The organism is Desulfotomaculum sp. OF05-3 (genome assembly GCF_003435535.1).
Lineage (GTDB): Bacteria > Bacillota > Clostridia > Lachnospirales > Lachnospiraceae > Pilosibacter > Pilosibacter fragilis.
Genome location: NZ_QWGO01000005.1, coordinates 73729 through 96553, shown reverse-complemented (window position 1 = coordinate 96553; position 22825 = coordinate 73729). Strand labels below are relative to the sequence as shown.

The following is a 22825-nucleotide window of genomic DNA, read 5'->3' as shown; positions in this document are numbered from 1 at the left end:
AGCACCATTTCCGGCATTTCACCGGTTCTGGTGCTTCTTTCATTCTAAATGCCCAGCGATAACCTCTGTTCAGAATCAGTCCATTGGGCGATATCTACACTCTTTCACAAGCAATCATACTTCGCCGACTTCCCCTTCGCCTTCTCCACCGGATACTTTCTCTCGTTCATCCCCATCTTCATATTCACGATCTCATCCACGTCAAGTCCCAGCTTGTCCAAAAGGTTCTGGGAGTATACGATCACATCCGCCAGCTCCTCTTTTACATGCTGCAGGTCATACTCCTCATCGTTCCACTGGAAGCACTCCAGGAGTTCTGCTGCCTCGATGACGATGGATTTCGCAAGGTTCGCGGCAGAATGGAACTGCTCCCAGTCGCGGTCATCGGTGAATTTGCGGATTCTGTCTATGGTTTCCTGTTTCATAAAAATTTCCTCTTTTCCAGTAAATGATCTCATTTCAGTTGTGTTCTGAGCATGAGCAGATAAACCGTTCCTATCCTGCTCCTATCTGCCGCTTACTACTTCCATTCCTTCCACACCTCCGGCTGATACCCCAGTGTGGACTGTTTCCCGTTTCTTACAACCGGCGTCCTGATCACGGACGGATTTTCCAGAATCTTCTCTAACTTATCCTCATCCGCGATATACTTGATCAGTGCAAGCGTATCCTTATCTTTTCCATCCCAGTTGACCATATTTTCGATTCCGCCGTTGACCTCTGCAACTGAACGAAACTCGCCTTTGCTCATTCCCTTCTCTTTCATGTCAATAAACTGGTATTTGATACCGCGCTCTTTAAAAAAACGCTCCGCCTTCTTTGTATCATTGCACTTTTTTGTGCCAAAAATCTGTATGTTCAAAACATTCTTACTCCTTTTCTGTCCTGGAAATATGCCCTGGCTATTACTCTTCCATCATCTCAAACAAACTCATCTGCTCCATCTTAAACTCCGACAATACCATCCGTTTCGTCTCCTCACCCTTCATATGGGTCACATCCACTCTCTGTACCCCATTCCGGATACTGGATTCGACAAGCTTTAGTACATAGATATTGTCAAACCGGTTGTAGATGGAATCGCCGCCCAATCCGGAAAGACAGATCAGCTGCGTGTTTGTCTTTTTTGCCATCTCGATCAGGGGTTTTAAGAGATGCTCCGCATTTGTCTGGGCAAACGGGTTGTCCATGATCAGGACTTTCCCTTCCTCACCGGAGGTAAAGAGATCCGTCTCATCGCGCCGCATATAGCTTAAAAGGCAGGTCAGGATCACGAAGGCGGACAGGAAACCTTCGCCGCCGGAGTTGGCGGATACCTCGGACCAGGAGATCGGCACTTCGCGCTCCGCCTCGATCTTGTACAGCCGGATCTTCACGTTCTGGATCCCTGCAACATCGTCATACAGTTTTCTGGTGGTGATCACTCTTCCCAGAAACTCTGTCAGGTTTCCATTTTTTTCGATCGTCTCGATTCCAAGCTTCACGATATTTTCAAAATAGTCATGCAGCTTCAGCCGGAAATGCTCTCTCTCCGTCTCCCAGTCAGGCACCTGGATCCGCAGCATCTTCAGATTTCTTCCCCTCACAGAGATCGTAGAGTTCTTATCGATCATGCCGATATTCGCATTGATCTGCTCAACGTATTCCAGAAACATCATTTCCAGATTTTTCTGTTCGTCATCGATATGGGCGAGATCGATCTTCAGTTTTTCCAGCTGATTTTCGTACGCCTGCCGGTTCATTTCAAACTGCCTGAACAGATTCCGCGGGCTGGCTGTCTGGGAGAGCAGACTTTCGAAAGTCTTCTTAAAGTAATCATCCGCGTACGTTTTTCCGGACGCAATCTCACGGATTATCTCTGATACGTCACCCCTGCACCGGTCCAGTGCCTTGGAACTCTCCGTAATCTTCCTGCGGATCTCCTTCTGGTACCCTTTTATGACATCCATTTCCTCATTCCGCACATCCGGGATCCGCTCCTGAATGGACAAAAGAATTTTATTCTCTCCGGTTTCCGAATACGCGTCAGCCCCACTCTCTGGAATCAGACCACCTGACGCGATCGAACGCTCCACAGACATCCGTTCATCTGCGGAACTCAGGCCATCTCCAGAAATCAACTCTGCAGGAATCGGCTCATCCACATATTCCTCCACGCCTGCCGCCTGCGAAGCTATCTGTATATTTCTCTCCCGAAGCTGACTCAATTTCTTCTGATGTGCCGTAAGCTCATATTCCTTGAGATTCAGACGTTTTTCGAATTCCGTATCTGTGATCGTCTTTCTCTCTGCCGGCTGCTCATATCCGGTTTCCTTTTTCAGATTCCTCATATAGAGCGTGATCGTTGTTGTCAGCGCACCTTCTTTTCTTCCAAGAGCCGTATTTTCTTCATTCTCTTTGTTGAGTTCCCTCTCCGTCTGCTTTTTCTGCCGTTTCCATGCGTCATACTGTTCTTCCGGGCACACGAGACTCTGGTATTCTTTCTCCGGAATCTGACTGTCCTCATTTTTCTTTTTGAGCTCCGTCCTCTTCCCGCTGATTCTTCCGATCCAGTCCGTCTGTGACTTTTTAAGCTCTTCCACACTGTCCGATATCACCTTTGTCAGCGCATAGTATCTCGCTTCCAGCTCTTCCGAAGTCATCTGCTCCAAGGAAGACAAATCCCTGTTCTCCGCTGTTCTCGCGATCTCTTCAAATTCCGCCTGTTTCTTCTCCTCGCGGTCGATCTTCTCCGCAAATTCCTTCACCAGTGCCCTAAGTCCCATCTCCTGTTCCCGGAGTTCACCCAGACGCACGGAAAGCGCTGTCTGCTTCTCCGTAAGCTCATGATTCTCCTTTTTCAGGCGTTCCAGACTTGTCCGGTCCGTCTCATACTGATCATATTTTTTTAGGAGGATCTCAAACTGTACGTCCATTCTCTTTAAGCCGTCGATCTGTTCCTTTACCGTATCCGCAAGCGTTTCGATCTCTTTTTTCTCCTCTTCCAGCCTGCTCTGCTCCCGATAGATCTCTTCCAGACGTCCTTTTAAGGCTGTCCTCTCATCCTTCAGACTACTGATCTCTTTTTCTGTCTGCTGACAGAGAATTATACTGAACGTCTGATTTTCAACCACACTCCGGTAGTTTCTGTAGGTCTCAAGATCGGCGTCCTTGTCCTCCACCGCCTTTTTCAGATCTTCGATCTCCCGGCGGATCTTCTCCAGAATCTTTTCCAGCTCCTCCCGGTCAAGAAGATGTGTGTTGAACATGACATAAAAATGTACATTCCCATAATCCGCAAACCTGGGATCCACATGTTCCTGCTCCTGTTCCAGCTCTTCCTTCACGATGATCGGGATCGGGAAGCTTGTATATAATTCCTCCCCGTTCTTTTGAAATCGCTCAAGGATCGACCGTTCCATCAGGATCGAGTAGGGAATAAACGGATTCTTCTTCACAAGTTCGGCATTTTCTTCGGCTGTCCTGCCATTTTTTGAGAGCCATTCCATTCCGTATACAAGGTCGATCCCGTTCTGCTCCATATAAGTCCTGATGTTTTCCGGAAGCTCCGTGATCTTTCCCTCTTTTAACTGTCTGAAATGTTTTTCCTGATCCCCCTTTTTCCGAATCAGTCTGCTTCTCGCGACATCCAGTTCCCTGATCTTTCCGTCAAGCTGATCCAGGATCAGATCTCTTCTGTCAAGATGTTCTTCGTCCACATTGGCATATTTCATGATCCGCAGACGTTCCGTTTTTTGTCTTTCCAGATCTGCAAGTTTCTCAGAAACATGGTCTAACTTATGGGCAATGTCATTTAACGTCACAGTTCCGTCCGAAGCTTCCTGCGAAAGCTTTTTCCGGGTCTGTTCCTGTTCCATAAGTTTCCGGGCGTATTTCACCGACTTATTTTTCTTCTCCTGCAGTCCCGCATCGATCTCCTTCCGGAAAATCTCCAGCGCTCCATCTTCATAAAGCCCAAGGAGATTTCTCCTGAGGTCGGCGCCAAACTCCCTGTTAAAGGAGTCTTCCACCTCATCATAGCTCCTGACTCTGCTCTCTTTCGCTCCAATATCTCCGCTTAATTTCCGGATCTCCCGCTCCTTCTCGTCCCGCTCCCGTTGTGCATTTTCCCGGGCTCTTTCCGTTTCCGCAAGTGTTTCCTCCTCCGACTGTCTCTGATCCTTCAGCTTTTTGGCATTTTCCGAATACAGCGCATATAAGCGGCATCCGATCTTCTCGATCTCATCCTTCGATTCTTCCGTTTTCTGTAAAAGTACCTGAAGTTTCGCGTCCACCTCCGCCTTCTGGCGTTCAAAGTCCTTTAATTCCAGATAGATCTTATGAAGATCATACGTATCGATCTTCCGCAGCAGATGATTTTTCAGAGACGTGAGTCTTGTGATCTCGATCTCCTGCTGCGCTCTCTGTGAAAGGATCTCTGTTTTCTGGTCCTCACTGAGATAGATCTGGTAGGAGAGCTGTTCATAAACGATCTGTCTCTGCTCTCTCTCGATCTGTTCGAACTTCTCCTGACCGGCAGCAATCTCTGTCTGCAGCCGATCCAGTTCTTTCCGGAGCGATTTCGCATAGAGGATTATCTCTGTTCTTAGGTTCACAGCGTCCCGGTCTTTCTGCGCATAATCATCAATCATATTTTTCAGCGGTTTCGTGTCCTCAAAATACTGTTCAATGATCCCCTTGCGGCGGATCTTCGACTGATTGCTCCGGTACTGTTCAATAAACTGGAATGCCAGCTTCCGGAACTCGTCGATCTTATTCTTTTCCTGATTTAATTTATCCTCGATGGGACGCAGAAACCAGTTTTCCACCAGATCCTTTTCATCCTTAGCGTTCTGGAACAGCTCCGAAAGTCCGGACTCCTTCTGGTTTACCTTCCGGATAATGCTCTCCCATTCCTTATTGTTGATCTGATACTGGCGGAGTGTGGAAAAATACTGGCGTCTCCCGTACTGGCTCGCCATATCATACAGTCGGAAATCTCCCGGTTCATTCCTGCTGATCTCTTCCAGAAGATTTTTGCATTCTCCGAAGCCCTTCAGGATCTTTTTATTTCCGTCCTGTCGAATGATTGGAAGATTGTCAAGGTCATATTTACAGCCATTCGAATAGCTCCCGGTAAATGTGTACATTTCCAGCTCTTCCGTGTCATTATCTTCCTTCTGGTTTTTCCGCACCATCATCCCCGCCAGAAAACGATCGATTCCATTGTCAAGGATCCATTCCGTCATGAGGAACGTCGGACGGTTCGTCGTAAAATAACTCTTAAACGGCCGATCTCCGAAATCCCGGTATGTCCGGTTCACAAAAAGACTCACGATCATCTGCACCAGTACGCTTTTCCCACCGCCGTTGCGCAGGGAGATCAGCGTATTCTGACCACCGAGATCAAAGGTTTCGTCGTCGATCTTTATGGTATTATTATTGTAATTCAGGTTTAAAATCCGGATCCGCGATATCTTACTCATGTGTCTCCCCCAATGTCTCCATGATCCTTGCGTAATTTTCCTTGTTCAGGATCTTGTATTCCATAATGTTGTCGAGTTTTGCTGTGGTCTTGATCATCTCATCTTCCGGGATAAAGATGATCAGCCCCTGCCGGTCCAGAAAATTGCAGATAATGCTCACATATCCTTCCTTCGTATACTTTGACCGGCTGCCTGCCTCCACACTCTTTAACGCTTCATAAGCTTCACTCATGCTCTTATAATCCAGAACCGTTTCGTACATCTCGGTGTAAAGATTTGTTCCATCCTGCTCCCTCTCCTGTTCAAGCGCGAGTCCCGCCTTCAACCGCTCTGACACGATATTCTGCAGCTCTCCGAGTTTCAGGAATTCTCTGGATTTGCTGGTGCTTCCCTGCCCGTCATAGAATTCTGCAAGCAGCGTCAGGATCACAAACTGAGCCAGATAGTAGTCCCGGTCCGTGGCATTGGGTTTACATAATTCTTTTTTCAGATCTGCCTTCGTAAATCCAAGGTATTTATTGTCGATATCCGGCATCAGATAGATCGTGGTTCCATATCTCTCGATCTTACAATCTGCAATCTCCGCCTGATTTTTCACTAAATTCATGACCTCCTCGTGCTCCACATAGGCGCGGTACAGATCATTGACTCCCGCGTCCAGATCGCTTAACGCACCATGGCACAAAAGGTAGTAAAATATTTTCTGGCTGTATGTGATCATCTCTGCTTCATATGCCATCTCTTATCTCTCCTCATAACAAAAGCCCACGTTGGAACATTTGAAATTTCTCCGGTTCCCGGCTTCGTCCATCACGTTTTTAAAATGTACATGTTTCCCGTCTTCCATTGGGAATATATGGATCTTCCCGATTTTCCGGTATCTCCGGTCTTCCAGAATAGCCAGAAGCATCTCATTCAGTACAAAGCCCTCTGAGGCATCCATGAGATAGTCTGTCTGTTCTTTCTGAATCGTCCCGATATCGATCGTTCCGGCTGTCAGGAACTCGATGATGACTTCCCTGAATATTTCCGCAGTTGGAAGCAGCCGTTCCCGTTCTTCCTCTTTACAGCTGATATTTAATGTTTCCAGTGTCGTTTCCTTATGGATTACCAGCTGTTCCAGAATGACATTGACGCAGCCCTCATATTTTTTCATCCGTTCCTGCCTGCGCTGCTCCTTTTCCCGGTTGTATTCTTCCTCATCAAAATCCAGTTCCATGGACTCATCTTCCACATCTGATTTCTTTAGCTTTTTCTGATATTCCATCATTTTTTCCGGGTTGAAGATCTTATTGATCCGGCTGCTAAACAGGGGCGCAAATATTTTATCCGCGTTTTTCAAAAGTGACACATCCTTCAAAATCTTGTCATAGACATCGCTCCGGAACGGAAACCGCTGCACCAATGTCATATTGGAATAATTTTCCAGCTCCTCATCGTACAGTTTCTTCAGGTCAAAGTGCTGTCCCAGGATCCGCTGATGCTCGTCCAGCGTCTGCGTCAGATACCGTCCGATCGTCCTGAGATTTCCCAGATTCGCTTTTTCTTTTTCCGTGAACTCTTCCGCATTCATCTGCTTTTCTTCAAATTCTTCAATTTTTTCTTCAATAAAGTCACGGTGGAGCCGGAACTTTTCCCTGGTCTCCACCACGGTGCTGATATTGTCCTCCACTAATTTTCCATACTCTTCCACGGAATAGGATAAAGCGTTTCTCCGTACGGCTAACATTGCCTCCTCGATCTTCTGGCTCTGTTTGCGCAGCTGACCGAAAATATTTTTGATGTCATCGACAGCCCGGTTATAATCTGCCTTTTCCAAATGCATTTTAAAAAGCATTTCGTGAACAGAAAGCTTCATATTATTTTCCATTTCCATTGTTGCCAGCAGCATGTTATATCCCTCGTCCGTCAGATAATAGGAGGTTCTCCTGACTCCATTCTCCAGATACACGACCTTATTATCAATATAGCGGATATTGATGTCCTGATAGGTCCGTTTTTCATAATCAAAGGCCTTAAAATACATGGAAGAACCGCTGTTCCCAAGGATATCTTCCACCATAAACCTTGCAAATTCCTGACTTTTCTCAAAGTTTAATTTCCGCCCGTAATATCCGTAGCTGATGTCCTCCACAAATGATGCGATCTCGTCCATCGTGCAGTTTTCTTCCCGCAGAGAATACTCCATAATGAAAAGGAGCAATGTAAACAGCATATTCATCTGCTCATCCCGTGTCTCGATCCCATATTCTTTCCAGAGCTTTTTATCAAAGCTGTTGCTGCAAAGCACCGAATATCGGCCGACGCACTTCATTCTCTGATCAAAATTTTTCAAAAAATCTTTATCGATCATCATTTATCACCAATCATGTTCATTTAAAATTTCCTGTGGAATGTATTTTCCCATATCAAGCAGCTCCCGGATCTGATGCCTCCGCTCCGCATCAAATGCCGACAAAAAGCTGGTTCCGATGTTGGCGTTCTGCTTTTCCTTCATATCCGGTAGTCTGGAAAACCCAAGCTGCCATGCCTTATCTAACATCTTTTCATACGCCTCTTTAAAAATATGGATTCCGCTCTCCCGGTACTGCTTCTGCCCGATCAAATGTTCAAAGATCAGAATGCCCTCAAAATCAAGATCACCGAAATAAAACAATGCATTCTTTCCCAGGAAGTATCGTTCCGCACCATTGACATAATCCTCAAAGGTCTTCCAGATTCCTTTTCCGGCTCCGTAGATCACTGTACCGAACTCCCTTCCCATGATCCTGTCATTTCCGGAATTCATATATCTCCGAATATCAAAAAAGGTGTCCTTATTTTCTATGATCAGAATATTCTGCGGTGTCTGCTTGGAACAGGAATAATAAGAAAGCGGCTCTGATGTTTCATAAAAAGCCAGCGTTTCCGGAGTGATCGCAACTCTCTTACAAAGCTCAAGACCGCCCTCTCTCTGGAAATACTTCTCCCTGTGGAAAATCTCAAAACTGCGCTCATTCATTGTTTCCTGAACCAACAAAAGCTCCGAATGATCCTTTAGATAATCGCTCAAAAGCTGCAGCTTCTCCCTGTCCCTCTCGTAGCATTCCGGATGTTCTCGGTAATAGAACGTATTGATCCTGGGATGATACCGATATTTCAGTTCCTCATAAAGCTCCGTATAATCCGCTTCTTTTTCGTATTCCCAAAAGCATAGCGGCAGTGCCGGCTTCCTCCCGTTATTCTTTGCACTTTTCATCGGAACAAGCTCTCCGTTCTCGATCCGCCGCATGACAACTTCATAAAACTTTGAATAATCTGCCTCCGAAAACTCCTCTGACAGCTCCTGTAAGTAGACCTTATGCTTCTTCATCTCCCTGACTCCGCTCCTTTTTCCGCGCTCGCTTTATATGTATCTTAGCATCAGGAGCCGGAAATGCCAAGGTGATTTCGCGATTCTCTCTGATTCAGAAAGAATATTTCCTGTTACACAAAAAGAACCAGAAGGATTCATTCTCCCTCTGGTTCTTATCTTCATTCATGTTATGTTCCGGAATCAGAAATTTAATCCTCCAGCCTCGGCCCAACCTCCTTCGGGATCGGGCACTCGTAGATGCCGTTTGTCTCCGCCATCCACTCGTCATGAGCTTTTTTCAGGATCTCCGGGCTTTCCATGGTCTTTAATGCAGCCAGTGCCATCGCCTCGCCTACATTCAGCATCGCCTTATGTGCGATCTCCGTATTTCCATGGGCGGTCATCTGCCAGGTGTGGGAGGCGGTGCCAAGAGTTGCGGTAGCAGTTGTACACATAGCGGTCGGGATCACATAACTGGCGTCACCGACGTCGGTGGAGCCGGCCTGAACTTTTCCGTTCCAGACGAGCGGAGCGATGGATGTGTGGAGCGGGTGGGCTTCGATCTCCTCCATGTGGTCCGCGCCGAAGAGCTTCCTTAAGGACGCGCGCTTTGCCTCCATCTCATCCGGTGTCGCGGTCTCATGGAAGAATTTTGATGCCAGGGCAAAGTCCGCCTCGTCGTATTTCGGGGCGCCGATCTCCTCCATGGACTCGTGGAGAACTTCTGAGAGGACATGGTTCGGGATATAGTCGGAAAGTCCGGCGTAAAGCTCGTATGTCATCTCGGTTCCCGTCATCTTTGCGGCGCCTTCCGCCACATCAACGACGCGCTTGTAGATCTCCTTCACCTGCCATGACTTTGGTGCACGGATAAAATAGTGGACTCTGCTGTGTCCCTGGACAACGTTCGGGGCGATTCCCCCCACATCGCGGTACGCGTAGTGGACTCTTGCGTCGGAGATAATGTGCTCCCGCAGGTAGTTGACGCCGACGCTCATGAGCTCCGCAGCGTCCAGTGCGGAACGTCCAAGTTCCGGAGCTGCCGCCGCGTGGGAGGTCACACCCTTGAAATTGAAGAACACGCTGACATTCGCCAGTGTAGACTCGGACCAGATCGCATTCTTATCGCCCGGATGCCATGTAAAAGCAGCATCCACACCGTCAAATACACCTTCTCGTGCCATGATCGCCTTTCCGTCTCCCTTTTCCTCACTCGGGCATCCAAAAAGGATCACAGTTCCCGCTTCCGGGTGTTCCTCGATATAAGCTTTTACAGCAAGCGCCGCCGCCATGGCACCCGCACCGAGGAGGTTATGTCCGCATCCATGTCCATCCGGGTTGTCCCCTGCGGCTTTCTTTCGCATCGTACAGCCGCCTTCCTGGGACAGCTCCGGCAGGGCGTCATACTCGGCGAGGAAACCGATCACCGGCTTTCCGCTTCCGTATACAGCCTTGAACGCCGTCGGCATGCCGCCGACTCCCATCTCCACCTGGAATCCCTCTTTTTTCAGGACTTCCTCGTAGAGCTTCGCGGTCTTGAATTCATGGAATCCGACCTCTGCGTAGTCGAAAATTTTGTCGCTGACATCAACGATCAGAGCTTTTTTATCTGCAACTGCTTTTAAGACAAATTCTTTTTTATCCATATTATTTGTCCGAATTTCCGGATCTTCCTTTCCTAAATTTATCAGGAAATTACGCCTGTGCCGCACGTTTTCATATTTTCCGCCGACCAGGACGCTTATTTTCCCTTTACTCGCTGATTTTTCCCTTTTTATAAAGTGCCAGAGAGTAGATCACCGACAAAATGATCACACCGACCATAATATAACTCTGGTTTGAAGAGAACACCTTGCGGCCGATCACTAAGATCGCGATGATCGGAAGTGCGATCGGAACGATGGCCTGCTTCGGGGCCTTTAAGATGAACGGGAACAACAGGGCACCCATAAGTGCCGGAACCATGTTCTGGAATGCCGGCTGTAAGAACGCGTTGTTGTAGATCGGCTCAAAGAGCGGGGCTAAGAACAGCATTCCCAGGAATACAATGGCTGTTGTCACGAATGTGGATGCCGCAACAGCGATGATCGCAACGACATCGGCGCGGTCACTTCCGGCTGTGTATCCTGCAACCTCCATAGCGTTGACCGCCGCCGGAACTTTCATATTGCTGACATTACCGGTAACGCAGGACATATAGAGCGCGCCGCTTCCGATGATCGGCATGAAGGACAGGTTCTCACAGATACCGCTGATGCTGAATGTCAGGAGAAGCGGGATCGCATTTTTCAGAATTTCCGGAATATTCATGGAAATTCCATTTACTGCAGCAAGTCCGAAAGGAACCGCCATGAAGCTGATCAGGGCACAGACGACGGTGATTCTTCCAAGTCTGTGGATCTTATTATAAAAGCTGTTATCTTTCATATCGTTTTTCCTCCTAAATAAGCAGATTCGCTACACATGCACCGAGCATTCCAACGATCATGCTGAGCGGGAACGCGAACTCTTTCAGCTTCTTGTGGTTCGCCGCAAACTTGTTTACGAAGATCGATGTGATACCGGCAACCAGGATGGCTGCAACCGCCGGGATATTCGCGATATTTGTGAAATGCGGAGCTGCCATGGTTCCATAGAGACCGAGGAACATTGCTGTCGTGATGATCGGAACGAGCTTCGCGTTGCTGTTCTTGATGGACTCGACTTTCTTATCGTACGCCTTTAAGAAGAAAACGTTGAAAATATTTCCGCCAAGAATTCCAATTGTTACAACAAACAAAATAAACACAAAAGTATCAGCCGGGATGTCCGGGACGGTGATGGATTCCAGGCCCAGCGCTTCTGCCGCCATGTTCGCGACCATTGTCTCATATGCCGCGGAACCTACAACGCTTAAGCGGAGCCACGGGAAATAACGGCCCAGGGACGGAACCAGGAGCAGGTAACTCACGATGATCGGGAGTGACGGGATAATAGAGAAGATCGCGCTGCTTCGTGCGGCTTCCTTCATTTCCTGGTCTGTCATGTTCAGTTCTTTTCCGCGTTTGAATGCCACGATCATAAAGATCACCGGCTGGAGAAGAACGATCAGGATGGTGATTCCACAGAGAATTGCCATCGTCGTACTGTTTGCTAACTGCAGATGCGTACTCATAGTGATTCCTCCTTATGTATAGCCCGGAATGCAATAGTTACAGATCACTCGCCAGTTTCTATATCTGTTTGGTTTGACATATCCGGTTTATTGGTATACACTTGATTATACTATTTCTATGGAGTTTTGCAAATTCCCCGTTTTCATCACGTTATAACCGAAATATTATAAATCAGTGTTTATCTGGATTGTCGTATGGCTGACACGTTATATGTTTCTGCTCACGGTCCATGACTGCAGCAGCAAAACACCCGGCTTTAATTTCAGAAAGGAGACCATCCCTATGAATTTTCAGAATCTGGAATACCTCATCGAGATCTCAAACTGCGGTTCCATCTCCGCCGCCGCAAAACGCCTCTTCGTGACCCAGCCTTATCTCAGCAAGGTCCTCAGGGAGACGGAAAAAGAATACGGGCTCACAATCTTTACCCGCGGAAAAAACGGAATTATCCCGACGGAATCCGGACGGCTCTTTCTCGACATGAGCCGGGATCTCATCGAGCACGCGAAACATTTTAAGACCACCTTTAAGGAACATTCGGAAGCTTACCGCCTGCGGGTCTCCTCCAGCAGCTGTTCCCACGCCAGCGATGCCTTTATCCGCATGGTGAACTCTCTTGCGGACACGCCGTTCCGTTTTTTCTACCGGGAAATGACCGGAAATGAAGTCATCGAGGATGTCTACACGAACCGCGCCGACATCGGATTTATCATGTATCCGGCCCATAAAGCAGACAAGATCCAGGAGCTTCTCACCTTCCGCCATCTGGAAGCGCGCCCGCTGTTCCAGTCCCCGACACAGTTTTTCTGCCGGGTCGGACATCCGATTCTAAAGGAACTGGATATCCTGACACCGGAAAAGCTGTACCAGTACAACTTCGTCCTCTATCCAAGCGAGAGCACAAAGACCCGGGCCGCTGAGAGCGTTTACAATGACGAGACGCTGCAGCTCATCAACTGGAACAGGATCTCCCAGGTCATCTATGTCAACAGCCGCGCCCTGCTCCACAACGTGATCCAGCGCTCCGACTATCTCGGAATCGGAATGATCCCGATGCGGGAGCAGGTGGAAAACTATAATATCGTCTCATTCCCGCTCCCGGACTGGATGCGGCCGGAAGCCGACCGGTATGGCGATTTTATCAGCGCCTATATCTTCCAGAAAGGTATCCAGCTGCCGAAGGCAGCCAGGGCGTATATCACGTTTCTGGAACAGTTTTACGGTCCGGATTCAGGGTATGAGGAAGAATGTTCGAAGAACAAAAGCTTGTAGAATTGTTTCGTTGAAATCTGCAGGATCGCCGTTCCTGCACACAGGTAGGAATTTTCTGAACTGAAAATTCCGTACAGTACAGTGGTGGTAGTGGATTTTGCCGATTTGGAATGCGAAGCATCGGCAAAATCAGTTACTGTTTGCGCAAGGCGTGAACAGTAACGGATCACCCTTTAGGCGAGTTTCTAAAAAAATACCCGGACGCTAAAAAGCTCTCAGAGAAACTGCTTTTGATCCGCAGTCTCTCCGGGAGCTTTTCTATGTCCGCCCGGACGGCTGTTTTCACACAGCCAGTCCAGACAAGGATTCATTTCATATCTTTCACAGCGTTCTGATATCTGCTGCCTTTATCCCCACATCCGGGAATCTTACATCATCTTATCCACCATGCCCATCAGCTCATCACCGACAGCTTTGGACTTTGCCTCAGCGTCATCAAGGGAGGTTCCCTTAACGCCATAGTAGAATTTGATCTTCGGCTCGGTTCCGGACGGACGGATGCAGAGCCATGCGCCGTCATTCATATCGTAATAGAGAACGTTGGACTCCGGAAGGCCTGTCTCCTTTACTTCTCCGGTCGCGATATCTGTGATCGTGTTCTTCTTATAGTCACGGGCAGAAGTCACCTCGTAGCCGCCAAGTGTCTTCGGCGGATTCTTGCGGAAGTTCTCCATAATTTCCTGGATCTTTGCGAGTCCCTCAATGCCCTTTAAGCCGATGGATTTTACGGTATCCTTATAGTAACCGTACTTCTCGTACATGGCAACCATAGCATCCCATAAGGTCATTCCTTTTTCCTTATAGTAAGCAGCAGCCTCACAGAGAGCAGCTGTTGCGGAGATCGCGTCCTTATCACGGGCATATGTACCGATCAGGCAGCCATAGCTCTCCTCCATACCGAACATGTAGGTTCCCTTGCCGGTTGTCTCTTCTTTTAAGATCTGCTGACCGATATACTTGAAGCCGGTCAGAACCTCGACAAGCTTGCAGCCGTAATGTTTCGCGACGGCATCAACCAGATTTGTGGTAACGATAGATTTTACGACTTCTCCGTCGGCCGGGATCTTTCCTGCTGCCTGTTTCTGGCTTAACACATAGTCACATAACAAGGAGCCGGACATATTTCCGGTAAGCGGGATATATTCACCGGACTTTGTATCTTTTACATAAACACCGAGACGGTCTGCATCCGGGTCCGTTGCAAGAACAAGGTCCGCGTTCTTCTCTTTTGCAAGCTTCAATCCGAGTTCAAATGCCTCGGCAGCTTCCGGATTCGGGTAGCTGACGGTCGGGAAATCTCCGTTCGGAAGTTCCTGCTCCGGCACAACATAGACATTCTCGAAGCCGATCTCTTTCATCACGCGGCGGGCCGGGATATTTCCGGTTCCGTGAAGCGGTGTGTAGACGATCGTGATGTCTTTCTGCATGCGGTTGATCGCTTCCTGGTTGACTACCTGGGCTTTTACCTGGGCGATATATTTGTCATCGATCTCTTTTCCGATCACCTGGAATTTTCCGCTCTTTAACGCCTCTTTCTCGGTCGTCGTTTTCACGGTGGAGAGATCCTCGATCGCAAGAACTTCAGCCGTTACCCCTTTATCATGCGGCGGTGTGAACTGTGCGCCGTCCTCCCAGTATACCTTATATCCGTTGTATTCCGGCGGGTTATGGCTCGCGGTGATGTTGATGCCGGCGATGCAGCCTAACTCGCGGACTGCGAAGGACAGCTCCGGTGTCGGGCGCAGGGATTCAAATTTATACGCCTTAATGCCGTTTGCGGCAAGTGTCATTGCCGCCTCCATGGCAAATTCCGGGGACATATGGCGGGAATCGAAAGCGATCGCAACACCTTTGTCGGCTCCGCCCTGTTTGATAATATAGTTCGCAAGTCCCTGGGTCGCGCGGCGGACTGTATAGATATTCATACGGTTGATTCCGGCACCGATGATCCCGCGGAGTCCCGCAGTGCCAAACTCCAGATCCATATAGAAACGTTCCTTGATTTCGTTTTCATCGTTCGCAATTGCCCGAAGCTCTTCTTTCGTCTTATTGTCAAAGTACGGATTGGCAAGCCATTCCTGGTAGATCTTCATGTAATCCTTCATGTTTTGACTCCCCTCATGCATTATTTTCCGGGGCGGAAAATATAATTCCAGCCGCCTGTAAGATAGGTTCATTATATTACATTTCTAATGAAAAATAAAGTTATTTCCATATCCCGTTTCCTGATAATCTTCTTGTTTTAACCCCAAAAACCTTTTATAATGAACCTGTGTGGTGCAATTCATATTTCGTAAAAAAATATTATAATGAGTGAGGATTTATATGGAAAATTACAAGAGTAAGATCGTAACTGCGGAAGCTGCCGTTGCGGCAGCCGTAAAAGATGGCGACTGGGTCGATTATGGATTCGGCGGCGGATTCCCGGAACTTCTTGATAAAGCACTTGCTGCAAGAAAAGGGCATTTGAGGGATGTTAAGATCCGCGGCGGTCTCGTGATCCGCCCGCGCATCGAGGTCGTTGAGGCTGACCCGGAACAGGAAAGCTTCTCCTACTACAGCTGGCATATCGGTGACTACGAACGAAAACTCCAGACCCGCGGTCTCGTAAAATTCATGCCTGTGGTACTCCGCCTTCTCCCGACGCTCTACCGCCAGCGCTATATCCGGACAGATGTTGCCTTCGTCCCGGTATCCGCACCGGATGAGAACGGCTACTGCGGTCTCGGCATCTCAAACTTCGCATGGAGAACCATGTTTGAGAGTGCAGGAACTGTGATCTTTGAGATCAATGAACATTATCCGAAGCTTCAGGGTGTGGACGGTTCCCACCGTGTCCATCTCTCCGAGGCGGATTATATCGTAGAGGGCGCTCATGAGCCGCTTCCGGTAAGAACTTACAAAGCTCCGTCTGAGACAGATATCCAGATCGCAAAGCTCGTCGTAAACGAGATTCCGGACGGCGCTGTCCTTTCTCTCGGTGTCGGCGGCGTTCCGTTCACCGTTGCAAACATGTTGGCGGAGTCTGACCTAAAAGACCTTGGCTGTCATACCGGAACCATCAGTGACGCCTACTTAAACCTCTGGAAAGCCGGAAAGCTCACAAATGCGAAGAAAGAATTTGACACCGGTCTCTCAACCTGGAATCTCGCGATGGGCTCCCAGGAGTTCTATGACTGGATCGCGGAGAATCCGAAACTTTTCCACCCGGCTGATCTCGATTATGTCCATGATCCGCAGCGCATCGGAACCATGAAGAATGTCATCAGCATCAATGGCGGCGTGCAGCTTGACCTGATGGGTCAGGAGAATGCTGAGTCCGCGGGAACCCGCCAGCTCTCCGGCATCGGTGGACAAATGGATTTCCTTGAGGGCGCTTACCGTTCCGTTGGAGGAAAGGGATACATCTGCATCAACTCTGCGAGAAAAACAAAGGACGGAACCTTAAAGTCCAACATCGTCCCGTTCATTCCGGGCGGCTCCACTGTCTCCGCACCGCGTACCATGATCCAGAGTGTTGCGACCGAGTACGGCATCGCGAACCTCTCCGGAAAAACCTTAAGAGAGCGCGCTGAGTCCATGATCGCGATTGCGCACCCGGATTTCAGGGATGAGCTGGAGCAGTATGCGAAAGAGGCGTTCCACTGAGAAATAGTTTCTAATGATCCGACTTTAATCCCTGTTTTACCGCCTCCGCAAACGGTGCGCAGTGCTCACTCTGGATCGCAATGACCTTCGGCATCTTTTCGATCACGCCGCTGGCGAGGAGATGTTCCAGTCCAAACACAACTCCTAAGAACAGGGTTCCGTTGCCCAGCGGCACAAAGATATGCTCCCGGACCTCCATTTTTACATATATGCCGATAGCTCTTGGCTTCGCAAGAAAATAATTTGCTGTTATCTGGGACAACAAGTTAATCATATGGGTAACTCTGAACCTCCCGCTCAGACCATGGGCTGGTATTTATTTATAAAACAATTAAGGAGACGGCAATCAGTCGTCTCCTTTCGTTATTTAGAATCATATTTTCTGCTTATCACATATACTTGACACTTAAAATTCAATTCCGCGAATACTTTTCAAAATCGTCCTCTTATTTCTCTCATGCAGATATGCCGCGTTAAGCTTTGCTTTCCTATACTGCAGATAACTGTCCTGCGTCCGATCTACAAGGACTTTTGTAAAGTACCTTTCCCAGCTAAAATACTCTTTGCTGTCTATATATTTCTCTGGTTCTTCCAGCATGTTTTCAATGTCTTTCCCCTCAATCAATCCTGAACTCAATACCAGCCACTCAAAGGATTCCGGCAAATACAGATGAATCCTCTTCTTTTTCCTCACAATTTCATATAACCGGAATTTGAATCTTCCGTAATCAATATTTCCGGTTTCACCGGAACATTTTCCATATTGGAATAAATCTGATACATTTGCTGATACACTTTTCTTGTATTCTGGTATTTTCCCGATGAATGCAAGCCATATATCTCTTCGACACTGTAAGGGAGATTATAAAGATTTTCTCTTGTAATCAGAACAACATAATTATCGGACTTGCATACAGCTGATGCAAACTCCTCTGTGTTCATAAACGCATTTTCTTCATCAATAAAGAAGATCGTTTTCTGTGAATTCTCAAGAATCAGTTTCCAGGATGTTCCCTCCAGAATTCTGCATGGCACATCGCACTGAACATCGATTCCACTGGAATTCCCCAGATTTTCTGCCTGCCTTAACATATTGACCAGCGTAGTTTTCCCTGTCGCGCTATTGCCCTGAATAATCGTGATATTTCGTCTGATCTCCAGTTCATAGTGAAGCCGGTTATTCTGTACAATTACTTTATATTTTCCTTTCATACCTCTCTCCTACACATATTTCCCGGCGATTTCCGAAAACTTTTCCATGTCATAAACAATTTCACCCGTGTTCAGTATTTCGATCTCGAATTTTCCGTCTCCAAAATTCATGACATGACGAAGATTGACCGTGAGATCTTTCTTTTTCCCAATTTCCAGAATCCACTTCGCACAGTTGTTTCCACATACGGATATATTAAATATCTTCTGATTTTTATCAAATGCAAGCAGGATCAGGGTTTTCACACCACCTGACAATTCCTTTACTGAAACCGGTCCAAGAACAGGGCTGTCGATTAGTCTGGAGCTGATAACCTCCGACTGATCCACATCCTTAACCATCTCTTTTGTCAATGGATCTGTGATCCACTCATCTTCATACTGATTGTCAAAATATGTAGGCGGATGATAAATAACTCCACCCATGTTTCCGAGAAAGATTTTCAGCATTCCTTTTTCACTCCAAATATTTCTATATGATTTCTATTTTCTTGCCTACTGTTATCTTGTTCATATATAATGGCTAACTGCAGAATATCATACTATAAAGTATATCATACCTGCTTCATATCATACACATATTTTTAAGAACAAATTTCTTTCTATTCTTCACATTCCAAACAGGCAGGATCCTCTGACGCCACTATTTCACTGATTGCTGATCACTTACCCCAACTCCATAACAAAAAGCACCCACAGCGCCTCCAATATCCCCCCTGCCTTCCAGACAGAGACATACCGGATGCACCACAGATGCTTTTTATCCATACAATTTCTATTTATTTCGTATCAAATCTCGTAACCGCCATATGCACCAGATATGGGATCAGGATCACAGGGATCGCGAGGTACGCGAGGACGCTGTACGCACGCTGGATCAGGGTCAGGAGACCGAACTGGGCGATGGCGAAATCTACAATGCAGCAGATCAGGGCTGCAATGATCTCGTGACGGGAGATCTTTCTCTTAGGAATTTCGCCTGCGTTTTTCACGGATTCTCCGGCCAAAACAGTTTTCTTTCTGTCAGCACATCCGGCTTCGATTCCGCTGCAGATCCTCCTCACCATCGCAGCCACCATATTGACCGCTGTGGAGACTGCCCCGAGAATAATAAGGACCGAGATCAGCGGTGTCATAAATGCCTTTCCGACACCATTCTGAACCATAAATAAAGTCGGAACGCTCTGGTTTTTCATCTCCGGGTTTTGGCAAACCGTCATGATTCCCAGAACTACCATAGTCATCATCAGCGTATTCACCACGAATCCGATCCCCATGCTTTTCACCGCGTCATCCGGTTTCTCGAAGGACTTCGCGTGCTGCACGAAAACAGCCACATTCGCTAACTGGAATGTTCCGTAGAGGAATGCAGAATACAGCGCTTTCCCGAAAGGAACCGGCTCCGCCTGCATTGCGGCTGCGGTCTCTTTGATCGCGCCGAAGCCTGCCGCGATGTTCGGAATATACACGATCAGAAGTCCCGCGATGATGCAGACGGAAAGCACCGATGCCACTTTCCGGACAAGATCTGTTCCGAAGATCGCCACGATAAAAATAAACACACCGATCACAAACGTGCAGAGTAAATACGGAAGTCCCGTGAGCGCAGACAGCGTCGCACCGCCCGTCGCAAAGGCAACCGCCGGGGCCACGCACATCACACAGAGATACAGGATCTCAAACAGGTTGGAAAAGACCGGTGCAAACTTTCCGTAAAACGCGTTATTGTAGGACCGGTAATCGTACACCTCATGTTTTCTCGCAAACCGCAGGCAGTATGCAAAAAACACTGTATTATAGAGCATTGCGGCCGCCGGCATGATCAGGCACCAGATCCCATAACGCACATAGTAACTGTAGATCTGCGCGCCGGAGGCAAAACCACCGCCGAAATGGGTCGTAAACCACACAAACGCAACCCCTAAGATCATGGAACCGGCTTTATTTTTCTGTGTCATAGGCGTCCTTTCCTGCCCGTTCCTTTAAGCGATCCATGGCATCTCTCAGCATTTCTTTTGTCACCCTGTACGGATAATGGGCAACATCGGACATCTCCGGGATCCGGTTCATGCTCTCCTCCCACTCGTCCTCTGTGATCTCGATCTCCTTTAGGGATACCGGAAGTCCGATTTCACGGTTCAGCTTATAGATCTTCTCAAACTCCTCTTCCTGTCCGTCCACAAGCAGTGCAAGGAGAACACCAAAGCCAACAACCTCCCCGTGAAGATGGCGTTTCTCGATCACCGGATAAGATGTCAGCGCGTAGAAGACCGCATGGGCAAGTCCGCTGTTGTAATCCGGGGTGCAGTCCTTCGTTAAAAAGATGGACGCAATTCCCGTGGTGACAACGATGGCGAGGACCACCTGCTCCACATCGTAGGTGCAGAGACCTTTCTGATGATCCGCATACGCCTTTACACCATACTCAAGAAGCGGCTGCAGACACATCTCACTGACCGCGACGCCTACCGCTGTGAAGTGCTCCAGACGCTCGTCCCTGGATGAGATCTTCGCCTCATAATATTTTGCGTAAGTATCGCCAATTCCAGCCCACATGTATCTCGCCGGAGCTTTTGCGATGATCTCCGTATCAATGAAGGCGTGCATCGCCGGGCGGATAAAGAAGTGCGGTTTTAAGAATGTCCCGTCATCGTTGTACATGATGGAGACGGAGGTCGTCGCGGCGCAGTTGGAGGCGATGGTCGGGAATGTGAATACCGGCTTATCGTCCGTGATGCAGAGGCACTTTACGGTATCCAGCGCTTTTCCGCCGCCGACACCAAAGACCATGTCTGCCTCGTGATAGACCGGCAGCGCCCGGAGCGCCTCCACAGTCTTGTAGGTACAGTCCTCCCCGAACAGTTCTTTTCCGATGATCGTGAGGTTCGTCTTATCCACAGCCGCCTTGATCTTATCATAAGCCGCCTCCAGAGCCAGCTTTCCGCCGATCACCAGGACTGTCTTTCCGTAGGATTCGCAGACCGGACCGATCTTATCGTAAATGGTATTTCCGATGGAATAGCTCGGAAGATGTACCTCATAATTCTCAAGCTTCATGTATCTTCTCCTTCTTAACAAAAAATTCCCTCGATGTGATCAACTTTTCACTTTTCGACACCATAAATATCTCCGGGCGATCATGATCCGCCCGCTACATCACTATATCACTGTAAAGTTTCAAGTTGATGGGGTTAGTATAGCATAGATCGTAAAAAAAGAATACCTTTTTTTCTGTGTATCCTAAAACTTCTCATCCCTGCACAAGATGTCAAAATCCTGCATGAGTTGTACTTTCAGGATAGTAAAACTTTGTTATAATGGATCATATAGAAACGAGAGGAGATTGTTGAGTATGAACAGCCCATTCTGGTCCCTTGTCATGCGGAATTTTCTGGAATTTTTTTCCATGGTGCCCTGTGCGGTTCTCTGCTTTCTTCCGGTTCAGGACCGGCTCCGCATAAAACCGCTGAATCTTTTTCTCACCGGTATCCCGCTCTCGATCCTCTGGGCTTTCGCCGGAGGCCTCGTCTGCGCAGGTTTCGGGATTGCGAGAGACTTCTGGGTCCTGCCGTCCTTTATCCTGTTTGCGGTATTCTTCCATCGGGTCTGTGATCTCGCCCTCTGGAAGCCGTTCAGTATCCTGACCGCCGTCTGCGCGGTCTTCTCCTGTATCACAAACCTGACACTCGTCGCAGATGCCCTCATTGACCGGGCGAACACCTCCGGTCTGTTCACGCTTCCGGGCGCGGGGATCCACCTGCTGCTCTCCGTTCTCATCGTGGCCATCGTATGGTATCCGGCAACCCATGCCGCGAAATGGCTGGTGGACGATATCGAAATGGCGAAGACCTGGTATATATTCTGGGTATTCCCGGCGGCATTCTTTCTGCTGAACCGCCTGATTCGTCCGCGCTACTATGAGACGCTCTACACGAACCGGGTCATGAAGTTTTACCCGATTTTAATTCTGGCGCTCCTGACATTCCTCCTGCTCTTCTATTTTATGTTCTACCTGATGGCATCGGAGATGAATCAGAATACGAGACTTTTGAGGGAAAATGAGCTCCTGCAGCTCCAGAGCGCCCAGTACCGCAATCTCCAGCGCTCCATCGATGAGACACGGATCGCCCGCCATGACCTCCGTCAGCATCTCACGGTGCTCTCGGGATACGCGGCGAACAAAGATCTTGACGCGATCTCAGACTATCTCGCGTCCTTCCGGAAACATATGATGCCGGAATGGCTGCCTGCTTACTGTGAAAATCAGGCCGTCAACGCGATCCTTGGCTACTACGCTCAGATTGCAGAAAACGCCGGAACTACTCTGGAGATCCAGGCACAGATGGAAAAGGAAATACCGGTCCCAGAACCGGAATTCTGCGTTCTTTTGGGAAATTTATTGGAAAACGCGGTGGACGCATGTCGGGAAAACAAAGAAAGCGGCGCGATCAAGGTCCACATCCGTCAGACCGGCACCTCCCTCATAGCCATCACAGTGGACAATCCTTGCCGGAAGCCGCCAGCTCTTGAAGGAAAGCGTTTTCTCTCCACAAAGCACAGTGGCCCCGGCATAGGTACCCAGTCTATCCGTCTCATCGCTGAACGGCACCATGGAGATGCGCGGTTTGAATGGAAGAACGGGATGTTCTACGCATCGGTGATCTTAATTCCGTCTGCGGAGTCATGATAGAAATAGCAAAATGTTTCCGGGCAATTTCGATCGTTCACTGTAATTTTTC

General features: G+C 48.3%; 19 protein-coding genes. 3 read left to right on the top strand and 16 right to left on the bottom strand.

What is annotated here, in order from left to right:
- Positions 1–104 precede the first annotated feature (104 nt).
- The 9 genes from DXA87_RS04430 to DXA87_RS04390 all read right to left on the bottom strand — a co-directional run bounded on the left by DXA87_RS04430 (position 105) and on the right by DXA87_RS04390 (position 11953).
- Positions 105–425 carry a nucleotide pyrophosphohydrolase gene (locus DXA87_RS04430; protein WP_117503409.1) on the bottom strand — a complete coding sequence of 107 codons (321 nt, stop codon included), beginning with the start codon at positions 423–425 and terminating at the stop codon, positions 105–107.
- 95 nt (positions 426–520) lie between these two features.
- The gene (locus tag DXA87_RS04425; protein WP_117470060.1) at positions 521–862 is read right to left on the bottom strand and encodes an arsenate reductase family protein; all 342 of its coding nucleotides are present in this window, start codon (positions 860–862) and stop codon (positions 521–523) included.
- 43 nt (positions 863–905) lie between these two features.
- Positions 906–5465 (bottom strand): hypothetical protein, encoded by a 4560-nt coding sequence (locus DXA87_RS04420; protein WP_117503408.1) that lies wholly within the window; start codon positions 5463–5465, stop codon positions 906–908.
- Complete coding sequence (locus tag DXA87_RS04415; protein ID WP_117503407.1) at positions 5458–6204, bottom strand: DUF6063 family protein; 747 nt, start codon at positions 6202–6204, stop codon at positions 5458–5460. Before DXA87_RS04415 ends, DXA87_RS04420 begins: the two co-directional genes overlap by 8 nt.
- A 3-nt stretch (positions 6205–6207) precedes the next feature.
- On the bottom strand, positions 6208–7818 hold the full coding sequence (locus tag DXA87_RS04410; protein ID WP_147326517.1) for a hypothetical protein: 1611 nt from the start codon (positions 7816–7818) through the stop codon (positions 6208–6210).
- Positions 7819–7824: 6 nt separating this feature from the next.
- Complete coding sequence (locus DXA87_RS04405; RefSeq protein ID WP_117503405.1) at positions 7825–8817, bottom strand: Wadjet anti-phage system protein JetD domain-containing protein; 993 nt, start codon at positions 8815–8817, stop codon at positions 7825–7827.
- 191 nt (positions 8818–9008) lie between these two features.
- On the bottom strand, positions 9009–10445 hold the full coding sequence (locus tag DXA87_RS04400; RefSeq protein ID WP_117503404.1) for an amidohydrolase: 1437 nt from the start codon (positions 10443–10445) through the stop codon (positions 9009–9011).
- Positions 10446–10551: 106 nt separating this feature from the next.
- Positions 10552–11226 (bottom strand): hypothetical protein, encoded by a 675-nt coding sequence (locus tag DXA87_RS04395; RefSeq protein ID WP_117470065.1) that lies wholly within the window; start codon positions 11224–11226, stop codon positions 10552–10554.
- A 13-nt stretch (positions 11227–11239) separates the two neighbouring features.
- Positions 11240–11953: a DUF5058 family protein gene (locus DXA87_RS04390; RefSeq protein WP_015552637.1), complete on the bottom strand. Its 714-nt coding sequence runs from the start codon at positions 11951–11953 to the stop codon at positions 11240–11242.
- Positions 11954–12236: 283 nt separating this feature from the next.
- On the opposite strand from DXA87_RS04390, the gene DXA87_RS04385 reads away from it, so the two are divergent.
- On the top strand, positions 12237–13226 hold the full coding sequence (locus DXA87_RS04385) for a LysR family transcriptional regulator (protein WP_158553019.1): 990 nt from the start codon (positions 12237–12239) through the stop codon (positions 13224–13226).
- 368 nt (positions 13227–13594) lie between these two features.
- Here the strand turns inward: DXA87_RS04385 and DXA87_RS04380 are convergent, their stop codons facing one another.
- Positions 13595–15331: a phospho-sugar mutase gene (locus tag DXA87_RS04380; RefSeq protein WP_117503402.1), complete on the bottom strand. Its 1737-nt coding sequence runs from the start codon at positions 15329–15331 to the stop codon at positions 13595–13597.
- 220 nt (positions 15332–15551) lie between these two features.
- Here DXA87_RS04380 and DXA87_RS04375 point away from each other — a divergent pair, with 220 nt between their 5' ends.
- Positions 15552–16874, top strand: a complete 1323-nt coding sequence (locus DXA87_RS04375; RefSeq protein WP_117503401.1) for an acetyl-CoA hydrolase/transferase C-terminal domain-containing protein — start codon at positions 15552–15554, stop codon at positions 16872–16874.
- Positions 16875–16884: 10 nt separating this feature from the next.
- On the opposite strand, the gene DXA87_RS04370 is transcribed toward DXA87_RS04375, so the two are convergent.
- The 6 genes from DXA87_RS04370 to DXA87_RS04350 all read right to left on the bottom strand — a co-directional run bounded on the left by DXA87_RS04370 (position 16885) and on the right by DXA87_RS04350 (position 21143).
- Complete coding sequence (locus DXA87_RS04370; RefSeq protein ID WP_117503400.1) at positions 16885–17148, bottom strand: pyridoxal-phosphate dependent enzyme; 264 nt, start codon at positions 17146–17148, stop codon at positions 16885–16887.
- A 132-nt stretch (positions 17149–17280) separates the two neighbouring features.
- On the bottom strand, positions 17281–17472 hold the full coding sequence (locus DXA87_RS18700; RefSeq protein WP_348982201.1) for a hypothetical protein: 192 nt from the start codon (positions 17470–17472) through the stop codon (positions 17281–17283).
- A gap of 92 nt (positions 17473–17564) precedes the next feature.
- A complete protein-coding gene (locus DXA87_RS18695; RefSeq protein WP_348982200.1) occupies positions 17565–18086 on the bottom strand; it encodes a Fis family transcriptional regulator in 522 nt (173 codons plus the stop codon).
- Positions 18087–18095: 9 nt separating this feature from the next.
- Positions 18096–18536 (bottom strand): DUF4869 domain-containing protein, encoded by a 441-nt coding sequence (locus DXA87_RS04360; protein ID WP_117503399.1) that lies wholly within the window; start codon positions 18534–18536, stop codon positions 18096–18098.
- Positions 18537–18865: 329 nt separating this feature from the next.
- Entirely contained in the window at positions 18866–20044 is a 1179-nt protein-coding gene (locus DXA87_RS04355) for a hypothetical protein (RefSeq protein WP_117503398.1), read from the bottom strand.
- Complete coding sequence (locus DXA87_RS04350; RefSeq protein WP_117503397.1) at positions 20028–21143, bottom strand: iron-containing alcohol dehydrogenase family protein; 1116 nt, start codon at positions 21141–21143, stop codon at positions 20028–20030. The genes DXA87_RS04355 and DXA87_RS04350 overlap by 17 nt, the downstream gene beginning before the upstream one ends.
- 295 nt (positions 21144–21438) lie before the next feature.
- On the opposite strand from DXA87_RS04350, the gene DXA87_RS04345 reads away from it, so the two are divergent.
- Entirely contained in the window at positions 21439–22773 is a 1335-nt protein-coding gene (locus DXA87_RS04345) for an ATP-binding protein (protein WP_158553018.1), read from the top strand.
- Positions 22774–22825 lie beyond the last annotated feature (52 nt).

Bases quoted from the DNA above. Each gene is read 5' to 3' on its own strand.
- DXA87_RS04360 (WP_117503399.1), bottom strand. From the start codon at position 18,536: ATGCTGAAAATCTTTCTCGGAAACATGGGTGGAGTTATTTATCATCCG.
- DXA87_RS04395 (WP_117470065.1), bottom strand. From the start codon at position 11,226: ATGAAAGATAACAGCTTTTATAATAAGATCCACAGACTTGGAAGAATC.
- DXA87_RS04420 (WP_117503408.1), bottom strand. From the start codon at position 5,465: ATGAGTAAGATATCGCGGATCCGGATTTTAAACCTGAATTACAATAAT.
- DXA87_RS04385 (WP_158553019.1), top strand. From the start codon at position 12,237: ATGAATTTTCAGAATCTGGAATACCTCATCGAGATCTCAAACTGCGGT.
- DXA87_RS04415 (WP_117503407.1), bottom strand. From the start codon at position 6,204: ATGGCATATGAAGCAGAGATGATCACATACAGCCAGAAAATATTTTAC.
- DXA87_RS04390 (WP_015552637.1), bottom strand. From the start codon at position 11,953: ATGAGTACGCATCTGCAGTTAGCAAACAGTACGACGATGGCAATTCTC.
- DXA87_RS04405 (WP_117503405.1), bottom strand. From the start codon at position 8,817: ATGAAGAAGCATAAGGTCTACTTACAGGAGCTGTCAGAGGAGTTTTCG.
- DXA87_RS04345 (WP_158553018.1), top strand. From the start codon at position 21,439: ATGAACAGCCCATTCTGGTCCCTTGTCATGCGGAATTTTCTGGAATTT.
- DXA87_RS04350 (WP_117503397.1), bottom strand. From the start codon at position 21,143: ATGAAGCTTGAGAATTATGAGGTACATCTTCCGAGCTATTCCATCGGA.
- DXA87_RS04375 (WP_117503401.1), top strand. From the start codon at position 15,552: ATGGAAAATTACAAGAGTAAGATCGTAACTGCGGAAGCTGCCGTTGCG.
- DXA87_RS18700 (WP_348982201.1), bottom strand. From the start codon at position 17,472: ATGCTGGAAGAACCAGAGAAATATATAGACAGCAAAGAGTATTTTAGC.
- DXA87_RS04410 (WP_147326517.1), bottom strand. From the start codon at position 7,818: ATGATCGATAAAGATTTTTTGAAAAATTTTGATCAGAGAATGAAGTGC.
- DXA87_RS04380 (WP_117503402.1), bottom strand. From the start codon at position 15,331: ATGAAGGATTACATGAAGATCTACCAGGAATGGCTTGCCAATCCGTAC.
- DXA87_RS04400 (WP_117503404.1), bottom strand. From the start codon at position 10,445: ATGGATAAAAAAGAATTTGTCTTAAAAGCAGTTGCAGATAAAAAAGCT.
- DXA87_RS04355 (WP_117503398.1), bottom strand. From the start codon at position 20,044: ATGACACAGAAAAATAAAGCCGGTTCCATGATCTTAGGGGTTGCGTTT.
- DXA87_RS18695 (WP_348982200.1), bottom strand. From the start codon at position 18,086: ATGAAAGGAAAATATAAAGTAATTGTACAGAATAACCGGCTTCACTAT.
- DXA87_RS04370 (WP_117503400.1), bottom strand. From the start codon at position 17,148: ATGATTAACTTGTTGTCCCAGATAACAGCAAATTATTTTCTTGCGAAG.
- DXA87_RS04430 (WP_117503409.1), bottom strand. From the start codon at position 425: ATGAAACAGGAAACCATAGACAGAATCCGCAAATTCACCGATGACCGC.